Here is a 12,631-nt window from a genome sequence, read left to right as displayed (position 1 = left end):
CTCGAAGTTGCCGCTTGGTCTGATAAAACTTTGATTTGTCCGGGTCATTTCTCCTCCTTTTCTTTTAAGAAAAAGCAGAATAAATAATGATCCTTAGCAGTCTAACGGTCAATAAATTTTGTTACGTATAGGTAGGTGGAAAGCGTAATTTTCAAGATTGATTCGATTCAAACATTTGTTTCTACGAAATTCTTCCTGTAATGCTGTTCTTGCTGCGTTCTTTTAACATGCAATACTTCGAACGGTAATGGTTAATACCGCGGAATTATATTGACATTATTTTAGCGCAATAAGAGAATAGAACTAATATGATATGTAAATAGCGGACAAGAAAGTTTGATCGTCGGTTAACGCACATATGTGAAGGAAATATTATGGATAACAGGCCCTTGTCAAAAAAATTGAACCAAAACGAGAAAGGTATATTAAAGAATCATATCGAGCAACTTATCATGAGTGCCAAATGTGGAATGGTTGAGGTGGCCAAAGGGAAATTTTTGGGAAAAGATCCTTCCTTTGATCCAGACATATTGTGCAAAATCAGATCTTTTTTGGAAAGCATCGATTATATTGACGAAAGGGAAATCTACGATTTTTTCAATCGTTGGTTGTTATCCATTATGCAATCGCTTGAAGACCTTGAACCTGTTCTTAAATCCAAGGCTTTAAAGGACGAAACATTGATTAAAGAATTTACAGAAATGATTTGTGAAGATCTTCTTTTATGGCCTCTAAAATATCAGGTTTTGGTTCCTCTTCCCTCAGTTCGGTTGCCGACAGATTACACCCTTCGTATTTCTGACGAGATAGAACTTTTTAAAATGACGCAAGAAAAGATGTCAACGAGTTATCCACCGATAAAGACAGAAAATATCGACGAATCCAGTGTCAAATACTCCAGATCCGTTCCAGTAGCAAGTATTTCATATATTGCTTTGACAGCTTACGGTTCTGAAAAAGGAGGGACATCTTCGGCTCTTTTTATGTCTGGAATCCGTTCCCTTAAAATCGTGGTGGCCGCTCTTGTTGCATGTAAATTGTTTAAGACAGGCTCGGATCAAAATGGATGGCAAAAAATATTTTCCCCATACGACTTATTGTGTGTTGAGGATGCTAAGGGATGTTATTGCAGATATTCAGAAGCGAAGGAAGGGTATTATTGGAAATTGCCCGATGAGGTGTGGAACTATTTGGTTACTTTAGAGCTCGACCTTGAATCACTAACTCGTTTAGATTTGGACAAAGCTCGCATTGAGAAGAAAAAGCAAAATAGAGATCTTGTACAAAAAGAGTTACATAATATGTTGCAACAAAAACTGAAGAATATACAAAAGCTGTTTCCATCTACCGAAGGGACCAAACGAGAAAAGGATGGTGAGCGAGTTAAAACAGCCTTGGAGTGGTTTTTTGAAGGACTTATGAACCCCAACAAGACCTTTTCCTTCATACAATTTGCCATAGCCCTTGAGGCGTTGTTTGGTGAGGAAAATGATAATAGGAGGAGTGGCGTCACTGAAAGGTTGTCTAACCGATTTGCCTATTCTATCGCCAAAAACCCAGTGGAAAGAAGAGAAGTACACGATAAAATAGCGTCAATATATGAAGTTCGCTCCACAATTGTACACACTGGAAAAATTGCTTTAACGGAATCAGTCTACAAAGATTATAATATTTTAAAAGAGTACCTTATGGACGGACTATCTCAAGAAATTAGTCTTTTGATCTAATTGAAAGAAGCAAAACCAACCTTAATATCGGTAACTTTTTAATTAAACTGAAATGTTTCTTGAACCTCTGACATGCCCCAAAAAACATATCCAGTTTCTCCGTAAGACTCTGGACAGAAAAGGTTGATAGAAATCATGTCGTTTATTAATAAATTTTTCTATTTCATCTGGTAATTAGAGCATTTATGTTAAAAGCTACACTCTCGCTTTGTACGTGCTATAATAACCATACCAATAATGATATAAGAGACACATGGCTATTGATAATCTTTACCTTTCAAGAACAACAAAGCCGCTTGCACGCATTATTTCAGTTCTAAATCAAGGCGCTATCATCGTTGGCTTCGTCATCAGATCCTCGACGTACTGCTATCGTACGCCTACGTCTCTTCTTCTTGCCGCCTTGATATCATCCTTGATTTAGAACTGGAATTAGCCCTCACACCTGCGGAACAGGTTTTTTATCGTTTTGTTTCACCAGTACAATCTCCGGGGCTGTTTCAACCTGATTTTCTATGAATGAGACTAAGACCCGCAGTTCATCAAGGTATGTCTGAATATCTGATTTCGCATACATCCCGGTCTTTTTCTCAAAGTATGATTTTGCATTTTGTAAGACAGTAACCTTCTTTTTAATAGGTATGGGTTTCTGGTCTGTTGACCCCGGTTTTCTCCTTTTGTACGCGGTGAGTTTCTTTTCAAGTACTCTATTTGTTACAGGTGTCTCCATTATTTCATCAAATATGGTAAAAAAGTCAGGACTTCCAAGGTTAGCGGCAAAGAGATATCCCTGTGAAAGTGCGCCACGAAGGTGCATGAAAGATGAGGGCAGGCCCCTCGGAGCCGGTTTACAGGAACAGGCTTCAAACCACCTTAAGCTGCGTTGGTAAAGAGCCGGTGTGGTGAGCGTTAACGGAAAAGGTCTCGCATGACGGGATCAGGTATGAATCAAGGAGACGAACGTAAGTGAATCGCTGATGACGTGTCGAAAGGTTAAAGACGATGTCAAAACCGGGGAGTTTCATAGCCCCGGGATAAGTTCAGATGATACCTGTTTACAGGCTGAACGGCATCCGGTATGGAGGCGGCGTCAACTTGATTCAGGCTTTCATGTGCAACGTGGGAACCTGTCGTTCCGATGATAAGGGAGAAATTCAAGTGGAGGACCCACAAGAGTGAGAGTACCGATGCGGGGCACAGGGGCGGACCACTCCGTAGTAGCTATGAAGGACGGTAATGTGTCTGGAGCGAAGGGGGTGGATTGTCCAGCCCGACTCAAAGGTCAACCATTTTATGGGAGGAACCGGTGAAGAAGGCAAAGTCGTTTGAGATTCCCAAGAAGGTAGTAGTTGAAGCGTGGAAACAGGTAAAAGCGAATAAGGGGGCAGCAGGTGTAGACAAAGAATCAATCGCAGACTTTGAAAAGAATCTGAACAACAATCTCTACAGAATATGGAACCGTATGGCGTCGGGAAGCTATATCCCTCCCCCGGTAAGGACGGTAGCAATACCAAAGAAGACAGGGGGCAAAAGGATACTTGGCATTCCTTCGGTGGCCGACAGGGTAGCTCAGATGGTAGTAAGGCTGTATTTCGAACCTGTTGTGGAGCCACATTTCCATGAAGACTCATACGGATACAGACCAAACAAATCAGCAATACAAGCGGTTGGTATTACAAGAAAGCGGTGCTGGCAATATAACTGGGTGCTCGAATTTGACATTATTGGTCTCTTTGACAACATTGACCATGAGCTTCTGATGCAGGCAGTAAGGAAACACACAAAGAGCAGATGGATGCGTTTGTATATCGAAAGATGGCTCAAAGCTCCGTTTCTCAACGATGGCGCATTGACTGAGAGAACGAAAGGAACCCCGCAAGGGGGCGTGGTAAGTCCGCTCCTTTCTAATCTCTTTCTTCATTATGCGTTTGACGCATGGATGAAACGGAACTATCCGCATCTCCCGTTTTGCCGCTATGCCGATGATGGTGTTATCCATTGTCGGACAGAACTGCAGGCACGCATGATCAGGAAGGTCTTAGAAGAAAGATTTCTACGATGTAAGTTGGAGCTGCACCCGGAGAAAACACGCATTGTGTATTGTAAAGATACCAGCCGGAAAGAGGAATACCCCGTAATAAGCTTTGATTTTCTCGGATTTACCTTTCGTCCGAGGCTATCAAAGAATCAATGGGGGAAATATTTCGTCAACTTTTCTCCTGCGGTAAGCAATAAAGCAGGGAAGGCGATGAGGCAAAAGATTCGGCGATGGAATCTGCACCTCAGAAGTGATTTATCCCTTGAAGACCTGTCACGGATAGTCAGTCCTTTTATAAGAGGCTGGATAAACTATTACGGAAGCTTTTACAAATCCGCGCTGTACCGGATACTTGATCATCTGAATACAACACTGGTCAGATGGGCAAGAAGGAAATTTAAGAGGTTGAGACACCATTACACCAATGCGATATACTGGTTAGGGGGTGTTGCCAAAAGACAGCCCTCTTTATTCCCGCACTGGCAGATTGGTATACGGCCTACGGCTGGATAATGGGAGCCGGATGAGCTGAGAAGTTCAAGTCCGGTTCTGAGAGAGCGCAGGGGGGAAGTTCCCTTGCGCCACTCACCAGGAAGTTTTCCACTGAAAATTACGTCCTGAATTTTAGGAACGAGTTTTAGAAGTGATATCGTGTTATACAGCGTTGTTATTGACTTTGCGGAGATTTCAATTATTGCACCAACAGTTGGTGCAACTCCTCCAGGCAGGTCTTCAGGCCTCCTCTTGTAACTCACTAATATGCTCATCACCCCATCCAGATTATATCCCTTGTCCGGATGTTTCGCCTGAATATATGTAAGAATTCCTTTGGCCTGATCTATGGGATTCAAGTCTTCTCTCTGGAGGTTTTCTGTCAATTGGATAGCCAGTATTTCATCCTTTTGGGTGACTGTATGAACAATTCTTGCCGGGATTGTTTCCATACCGAGTTTTTGGGCTGCCAGATACCGTCTTTCACCGCAGATGAACGAATCTGTTCTTCCACTATAATGCTTCCCAGAGGCAGGTACAGAAATTCCGGGCTTTCCATTATTTTCTTTGTTGCCATAATACCCCTTTTTGAAATTCAGTGAATAGTGAACAGTGAATAGTGAATAGTTAAAAGGCAGTGAACAGTTAAAGACATTTTATTAATCCGGTAATCATTTTATTGGTTTCGTTAATGTTGGTATGGATATCAATAGCTTCAGTTTTCTTCAAAAAACCCAATTCCTCAGAAAGCAGCACCTGAGTCTCCAGCTCTGCTAATGACCCGAGTGCTACATACAAAAACTGTTTATACTCCTTATTATACCTTCTCATGAAACCTTCGGCTATGTTTGAAGGTACTGACACAGCAGATCTCCGCATCTGACTTATTATTCCGTAAGTCTCTTTTGCAGGAAAAGAATCTGTTTCTTGATAAATAACCTTTGCTAATTCCATACTAGTTTGCCATATCTTCAAATCCTTGAAATTTTTAATCTTATCTTCCATTTTTTACTATTCACTAAATACTATTCACTATTCACTGCCTTTAGAAAACCGCGAAGCTTCTAAATTAACCATGAACAGGCTTTAGCGGTAATGTAAAATAGAATGTGGCGCCTTCATCTATCTTTCCTTCGGCCCATACCCTGCCGCCATGCCGGGAAATTATCCTTTGTACAATTGTGAGTCCGATGCCTGTTCCCTCATATTCGGTATCGCTGTGCAGCCTCTGAAAGGCACCGAAGATCTTTTCTGCATTTTCCATATCAAAACCTGCGCCGTTATCCTTCACAAAAAATATATTTTCGTCTTTTCCTGCTTCCCCGCCTACCTCGATGACTGCAACATCTTTGTGTTTAGTAAATTTAACCGCATTGGAAAGAATGTTCAAAAATACCTCGCGTATCATTGAAGGATCGCCGATTCCATGAGGGACATTATTGATTAAAAGTTTAAACTGACGTCCCTGGTTTATCATCTTAAGCTCTTCGAAAACATCTCTTGCAATCTCGCTGATATCCATGTCCTCAACCTCGAAATCTTTTCTTTTCAAACGTGACAATGTAAGGAGGTCATCTATCAACCGGTTCATCTGCTTTGTACTTTTAAGAATTGCATCGAGATATATTTGTGCCTTTTCATTAAGGTCTTTTCCATATTTTTTTGAGAGCATACGGGAAAACCCTTCGATACTTATGAGAGGTGTACGGAGGTCATGGGAAACCGAATATGAAAACGCCTCAAGCTCTTTGTTTGCATCCTCAAGCTGTATAGTGCGTTGCCTTACCCTTTTTTCCAGTTCCTCGTTCAACTGTCGGACTTCCCTTTCCGCCCTTTTTAAATCCGTTATATCCATAAACGATAGAACACTTTTCTGTGTTCCGTGTACCAGATCAACCGTAATGGAAATATCCCTTGCATCCCCTTGTCTGGTAATGAACTTTATCTCATAATTTTTCGGGGTGGAATCAGGATCGATTCTTCGTAAGTTATGATAATGCAGCATCTTTTCAAGGTCATCTTTAGCAATAAATTCTGTCCAGCTTTTTTTGGACTGCAACTCGTCATTTGAATAGCCTGATAATCTTTGAAACTGCATGTTTGCAAGAGAAATTGTAGTATCCCCCTCACTTATAATAGTAGCGGTTCCGGTATTTTCAAAAACAGTCTTATACAATTCTTCTGAATTTTTCATAGAATACATTTCTCGACAAAATTTATTTTAACCGAATTGCAAAAATACATAAAGGTTTTTTTAATCTTTTCATGAGGATTGTCTATGGGAAGAGGCGATAAGGCTTCTGGCGTTTTAATAGGGGCTAAATATTGGCTTATTTCGTAAATAAGTTGCATTTATAGTGTATGGTCTTATGTCTGCTTGTCATAGAAAAGCCCTCCTGCAAAGCTGACAGATGATTGGCCATCGGTCCACTGTTTGTAGCTGACTATTTTACCCATACTGCCTTCGAGCAATTTTAGCTGGAAATATATCGGGGTCAGTCCGCATATCCTGCGTCTGTCTCCTTCATTTTGAATTGTTTTGAAAAAACCGTCTGCATCAACATTGCCGATGCACCTTAAAAGCTCCTCGTCTTTTGCGCTGGATTGACCGAGCGTCAGAGCATCAAGGCTGTACTTGTCTCCGAATTGCGCCCCAATGTGTGCAAGATCGGCTGCTGATATGATGATATATGGTTTTCCGTATCGGGTGAGAACTGATTTAAAATTATCAATAATATCTTTTAGCTCCCGGTCTGTTTCAATATCTCTGTCGCCTTTCATATATTCGTACAACGAGCCTGTAAGGATCGGAAGAATTTCAAAATCATCCTGGATCACAAACTGAAGCAGCGGCAACTGGAGTTCGATTGAGTGTTCGTTCCTGTGGGGCCACTCATTGATGTAGTTTTTTAGTACATCATTATCCTTAATGAGCGTGCAAAAATCTTCCGAGTTTGGTATTACATCAAGCGGTGTCGAAAAGCTTTTCAATGATATGTTCCATATTTTTTCAGTAGAGTAGTGTGATGTGCCTAATATAATGAGAAGGGATTTACCCTGGCCTTTTAAGGAATTATAGGTATCACAATACACCTCTGCCCCTCTTTCGTAATCGATATGGGGGGCAAGTACACCTGTAATCCTGCCATAAGGTGTTTCTTTCTTTTCTGTCCTGAACATTTCATCAAGGAATGAAAGCAATTCCATTCTGTTTGCCTGATAACTCTTTCCCGCATGGAATGGCATCCTGACAGGGTCATTTTCATACGTTTCTTTCAACCCGGCAAGATGCTGCTTAAAGTTTTCACTCAAGAGGAGTAGATTTTTATCCATATCTTCAACGAGCTTCTGAATGTGTTCGATATAAAGAAGCTCGCCGAAGGCTTTCATATATTCTGCCTGAATGTCCCGTAAGGACCTTGTTCCGTCCATAAGAGAAAGAAGAAAAACCAGATCCTTTGATACAATAAGGGAGTTTTCCATAATCCCTTCCGCATCGTTGAGTATTACCAGTTCCTTTCCTTCATGCTGAATGGGATGTGCTTCAATATACCGTATTTTCGGATAGTCCATGGCAATTATATAGCATAATCATCACAAAGAGGCAAAAGAAGTCCGAATCTGCAGAATCGTTATGATGAATACAGCTACCAGACATGCCTTATAAAAACAATGCAGCTGATTGCTGTGAAATGTTTAATAATGTATTTGGCCTTTGTGAATTAATCAGTTTTATCAGGTGTGCAGTTGATTTTAAATAAAATCTACAACTCCACTCTCAATATTATAATATGCGCCTGCCACTTTCAATTTGCTTTCCTTTACCTGTTCAGAAAGAATCGGTTTTGAAGATATAATCTGGTTGACAACAAGTTCGACATTGGCCTTAATGGCATTGTCAATCAGATCGCCGGACTGGTTTCTCACTTTTTCTACAGCAGGTGCAATAGCATTCACAATACAGGCAATATGGCCATGTGCTTCACCGCCCTGAACGGTTGCACTTACTGCGCCGCATTTTCCGTGACCGAGTACTATAACAAGCTCAGTGCCCAGGTGGCCAACAGCATATTCAATGCTCCCAAGGGCAACATCATCGATAATATTGCCGGCAACACGTATAACGAAAAGGTCACCCAAACCTTGATCAAAAATTATTTCCGGGGGTATGCGTGAATCTGAGCAGCCTACTATTACGGCAAAAGGCTTCTGACCTTTTGAGACTTCATTACGACGTTCGGACGTCTGATTAGGATGGATAGGTTTTGAAGCTGTAAACCGTTCGTTGCCTTTTATTAATTTTTGCATGGCCTCTTCAATTTTCATTTGTCGCTCTCCTTAATTGTTTTTATGTATTGTCAAAAGTTATCACATTCGTTTTGTTTGTGTAGCATTTAACAGCTATTTTCTCCTGGTCAGTCAGCGGCATGATTGGGATATTCATCTTCGGCGCTCTGCTTCGACTTGCGATCCTACATCGTACGTTCAGTACGATTACGGCCTGCAAGTCTCACAGCCCATCCGAATCTGAAACATCCCTGCCATGCCGCTGCCTACCCAAGCCTGATTCACATATACGTTTATGTGAATCAGGCGGAAATGAAGAAATCCTTCTTCATTTCCCATACTTCCTGTTGCCTCTCCCTTATTATGACTTGTAAGGGCTTATCTTTATTCAACCTTCTTATCAATTTTTCATTCAACTTTTGACAATACCTGTTTTTTATAAGTCGGCTACTCGTGTTTTCTGTCCCAAACTACCGAATCAAAATGATGACCATTATATTTTTTAATAATTTTATTTTTCTTAAGGTCTCATATCTGAAGCAATATATTAAAAGATTCACAAGGAATCATCAAGAGATTTTAAAAACCCGGTGAAAACGTTTATTAATAATTAAAGTTCTTTGTCTTTATTAAAAAACGCAATATTTTGCCTTTAAAATCTTGTATCGTGCATAGATTGCTGTAGAATAATGGCTTATTAATGTCGGGCAAATGGCGATTATATTTTAATTATTAACAATGATGTTTTGTAACACTATTATTGTGAAAATATTAACAAAATTCTATTGACAACATATTATAGAGATGTTTAGAATAAAACGTTCTAAACAGAAAGCTAAATAGCAGCATAATCAATATTAATCAGGAGGTTGAAATGGCAGAGGAGAAAACGATGGATAGGTTTCCCCCATCAAAAGCGTTTGTTGATCAGGCATACATTAAAAGTAGAGAAGAGTATGAAAAAATGTGGAAGCAGTCAGTTGAAGATCCGGAAACATTCTGGGGCAATGTAGCAAAAGATCTGTTCTGGTTTAAACCATGGTTAAAGGTTAACAGAGAAGATTTTGCCAAAGGTCAGTTGGAATGGTTTGTCGGCGGTAAGACAAATATATCTTATAACTGTCTTGATTTTCAGGTTGCAAAAGGAAAAGGCGACAAGGTAGCACTTATTTTCCAGGGAGAACCTGAAGATGATGTAAAGAAATACACATACAAACAGATGTTGACAGAAGTTTCCAAGTTTGCAAATGTCCTGAAGAAAAAAGGCGTCCGCAAGGGTGACAGGGTTGCAATTTATCTTCCTATGATCGGCGAACTCCCCATCGCAATGCTTGCCTGTGCAAGAATCGGCGCTGTCCACACAATCGTCTTCGGCGGTTTCTCTGCTGAAGCATTGAGGGACAGAGTTCTTGACGCCGGCGCAAAGGTTGTCATCACGGCAAACGGCTACTGGAGATCAGGGAAGCACGTAAGCTCCAAGGCAAATTCTGATATAGCCTGTGATCTTTCGGCAAAAGAAGGCCACACTGTTGATAAAGTTATTGTAGTAAAGAGACTCGACGGTTTTGACGTTCCCATGAAGGCAGGAAGAGACACATACTGGAATGATGAAATGGCTGCATCTGATATCAGTGATGTATGTCCTGCAGAGGAAATGGACGCAGAAGATCCGTTGTTTATACTTTACACATCAGGCTCAACAGGCAAGCCGAAGGGCGTGCTTCACACTATCGGCGGCTATATGGTCTATACATATCTTACATTCAAATACATCTTTGACTATAAAGACGGCGAAGTTTTCTTCTGTACCGCAGATATCGGCTGGGTTACAGGTCACTCATATATCGTTTACGGACCATTTGCAAACGGTGCAACTTCCGTTATGTTCGAGTCTGTTCCTACATTCCCGAACCCTGACAGATTCTGGCAGATAGTTGAGAAGTTCAAAGTTAATAGTTTCTATACAGCACCGACGGCAATCAGAGCCCTTGCAAAAGAAGGCGAAAAATGGCCAAAGGGCAGAGACCTTTCATCTTTGAAATTGCTCGGTTCAGTCGGCGAACCTATCGGTCCTGAGGCATGGCTGTGGTATTATAATAACGTAGGCGGCGGAAAATGCCCCATCGTAGATACCTGGTGGCAGACAGAGACAGGCGGCATTCTTATTACCGGTCTTCCTGGCGCATGGGCGCAGAAGCCGGGTTCAGCATCACTTCCGTTTTTTGGCGTTCATGCCCGTGCTCTGCAGTCAAGATCATCGGCAGACATGCCGGCAGTAGACGCACCGGTAAATGAACAGGGCGAACTTTGCATTACAAGGTCATGGCCCGGCATGATGAGAGGCGTTTTCGGCGAACCTGAAAGATTTTTCAATACATATTTTGTGCAGCAGCCAGGTTTCTATTTCTCCGGCGACGGTGCAAGAAAAGATGAAGACGGCTATTTCTGGCTTATGGGCCGCATAGATGACGTTGTTAATGTATCAGGTCACAGAATGGGTACTGCAGAGGTTGAAGCAGCCCTCAATTCTTTTGCTGTGGCAGTCGCAGAGTCAGCCGTTGTCGGTTTCCCTCACGATATTAAGGGCGAAGATCTTTACGCATATGTTATCCTGAAAACAGGCGCTACAGCAAGCGACGACCTTAAGAAACAGCTTGTAGCCCATGTAAGGAAAGAGATCGGACCTATCGCAGCTCCAGGCAAAATCCAGTTTGTATCAGGTCTGCCGAAGACACGTTCCGGCAAGATCATGAGAAGAATTCTGAGAAAGGTTGCTTCAGGTGAGATAGATCAGATTGGCGATACCACAACGCTTGCCGATCCGGCAGTAGTTGATGAGATCGTAAAAGGAAGACAATAATATTATAACAGCATAACCACAGGGCCCTCGAGGGGAAATCCTCGGGGGCCTTTTTTATCAGGCTCTCTAATGTTTATGGAGTGAATTTTTGTCTTTTTCGATTAATTCCACAAAAGAATATCATCTGAATCGATTGAATTCGCTGGGATGGGAATTGACTATTTGTAATGCCCTATATCCGGAAAATACTCCAATTAGAAAATTGTTGACCCACAATGACTCATATGGACATTTACTGTACGATTATTTAAAAAAAATGCTTCCTATGGATCGTATCAGAAAGATTATCGAGATAGGCGGAGGTTATGGCTATCTCATGAAGGATTTTCTCGACAGGAACAATTCTCTCTCGCCTTGTATGCTGGATATTTCCCCGTTTCTTATCGGAAAACAAAAAGAAACCCTTGAGCACTATGATGTTTTATACAAAGAGGAAGATTTCCTGGAAACCGATCCGGCATTTCTCACCGGATTTGATCTGGCAATTTTAAATGAAAATTTGGGAGATTTTCCTGCGATTGTCAATATAAGCAAAAAGGAACTGCAGACACTGTCTCAGACCGATAATGAACAATTGTTAAGGGCATCGGTTCTAATTGAGAGATACAGTTTACATAGATCTGCAAACGAATCATTCAATATGAATATCGGTGCCATAGAGGCTCTGGAAAAACTTTGTAAAGCGGGAGTTGCTAATATTTTTTTAAGCGAGCACAGTTGTGAAGCACAAGTGCCTGAGTATCTTCGTTCTTTTGTCCAAATCATATCAACAGGTAATCCTGAGAAGATATCTCTTATGGGACATGATGAATACTCTATGAAATTCTCTGATCTTGAATTTGTTGCCAATGCCTTTGGCTATGACTTTAAACGAGGTTCCTTCACAGATTTTATTAAATTTGACATGACGGAAGAAATAAAGATTGCTCTTGTATCGCGGGGACGATATAAAGATGAAGACGAGATCATGTGTCATTTCATTGAAGACCTCTACAAGTATGAATATCTCCTTCTTACAAAAGATACAAATCTATTGCAAGAACTAATGATCGAACAACATCAAGAGTAGTTTTGGTAGTGATTGTCTTATTCCAATTCTAAATCAAACACACATGCCGACTTGTCGGCACAAAAAGGAATGAAAATGTCGCCAGATGCCTCCTTTTTATAGTAAGAATATCCATGTAGTCATTCCAATAAGGAGGGGTCACATGGATATAATCGTTG

The 12,631-nt window shown here is 41.1% G+C and carries 12 protein-coding genes; 4 read left to right on the top strand and 8 right to left on the bottom strand.

All coding sequences use genetic code 11. The annotated features are described in order from the left end of the window. The first annotated feature begins 374 nt into the window (after positions 1-374). Positions 375-1,727, top strand: coding sequence for a HEPN domain-containing protein (locus tag NT010_12180; protein MCX5806799.1), 1,353 nt, complete (start codon positions 375-377; stop codon positions 1,725-1,727). Between the two features lie 439 nt (positions 1,728-2,166). Here NT010_12180 and NT010_12175 read toward each other — a convergent pair whose 3' ends face one another. Then, positions 2,167-2,544, bottom strand: coding sequence for a hypothetical protein (locus NT010_12175; GenBank protein MCX5806798.1), 378 nt, complete (start codon positions 2,542-2,544; stop codon positions 2,167-2,169). 489 nt (positions 2,545-3,033) lie between these two features. Between NT010_12175 and ltrA the strand changes: the two genes are divergently transcribed. Next, on the top strand, positions 3,034-4,278 hold the full coding sequence (gene ltrA / locus NT010_12170; protein MCX5806797.1) for a group II intron reverse transcriptase/maturase: 1,245 nt from the start codon (positions 3,034-3,036) through the stop codon (positions 4,276-4,278). Here the strand turns inward: ltrA and NT010_12165 are convergent. The 7 genes from NT010_12165 to NT010_12135 form a co-directional block, all read right to left on the bottom strand. Further along, positions 4,182-4,709, bottom strand: a complete 528-nt coding sequence (locus NT010_12165; GenBank protein MCX5806796.1) for a hypothetical protein — start codon at positions 4,707-4,709, stop codon at positions 4,182-4,184. The genes ltrA and NT010_12165 overlap by 97 nt on opposite strands. Next, positions 4,640-4,834, bottom strand: a complete 195-nt coding sequence (locus NT010_12160; GenBank protein MCX5806795.1) for a hypothetical protein — start codon at positions 4,832-4,834, stop codon at positions 4,640-4,642. The genes NT010_12165 and NT010_12160 overlap by 70 nt, the downstream gene beginning before the upstream one ends. Positions 4,835-4,902: 68 nt before the next feature. After that, complete coding sequence (locus NT010_12155; protein ID MCX5806794.1) at positions 4,903-5,262, bottom strand: four helix bundle protein; 360 nt, start codon at positions 5,260-5,262, stop codon at positions 4,903-4,905. A 64-nt stretch (positions 5,263-5,326) separates the two neighbouring features. After that, positions 5,327-6,451 carry an ATP-binding protein gene (locus NT010_12150; protein ID MCX5806793.1) on the bottom strand — a complete coding sequence of 375 codons (1,125 nt, stop codon included), beginning with the start codon at positions 6,449-6,451 and terminating at the stop codon, positions 5,327-5,329. 173 nt (positions 6,452-6,624) lie between these two features. After that, positions 6,625-7,830 carry an AmmeMemoRadiSam system protein B gene (amrB, locus tag NT010_12145; GenBank protein ID MCX5806792.1) on the bottom strand — a complete coding sequence of 402 codons (1,206 nt, stop codon included), beginning with the start codon at positions 7,828-7,830 and terminating at the stop codon, positions 6,625-6,627. A gap of 180 nt (positions 7,831-8,010) precedes the next feature. After that, positions 8,011-8,583, bottom strand: a complete 573-nt coding sequence (locus tag NT010_12140; GenBank protein ID MCX5806791.1) for a carbonic anhydrase — start codon at positions 8,581-8,583, stop codon at positions 8,011-8,013. Between the two features lie 168 nt (positions 8,584-8,751). Further along, on the bottom strand, positions 8,752-8,883 hold the full coding sequence (locus tag NT010_12135; GenBank protein MCX5806790.1) for a hypothetical protein: 132 nt from the start codon (positions 8,881-8,883) through the stop codon (positions 8,752-8,754). 535 nt (positions 8,884-9,418) lie between these two features. Between NT010_12135 and acs the strand changes: the two genes are divergently transcribed. Further along, the gene (gene acs, locus NT010_12130; GenBank protein MCX5806789.1) at positions 9,419-11,404 is read left to right on the top strand and encodes an acetate--CoA ligase; all 1,986 of its coding nucleotides are present in this window, start codon (positions 9,419-9,421) and stop codon (positions 11,402-11,404) included. 265 nt (positions 11,405-11,669) lie between these two features. After that, positions 11,670-12,473 carry a hypothetical protein gene (locus tag NT010_12125; protein MCX5806788.1) on the top strand — a complete coding sequence of 268 codons (804 nt, stop codon included), beginning with the start codon at positions 11,670-11,672 and terminating at the stop codon, positions 12,471-12,473. The last annotated feature ends 158 nt before the right edge of the window (positions 12,474-12,631 follow it).

The organism is Pseudomonadota bacterium (assembly GCA_026388275.1).
In the GTDB taxonomy this organism is placed as follows: domain Bacteria; phylum Desulfobacterota; class Syntrophorhabdia; order Syntrophorhabdales; family Syntrophorhabdaceae; genus JAPLKB01.
Note: the sequence above shows the minus strand (reverse complement) of the source record. Positions and strands in the feature narration are given on the sequence as shown.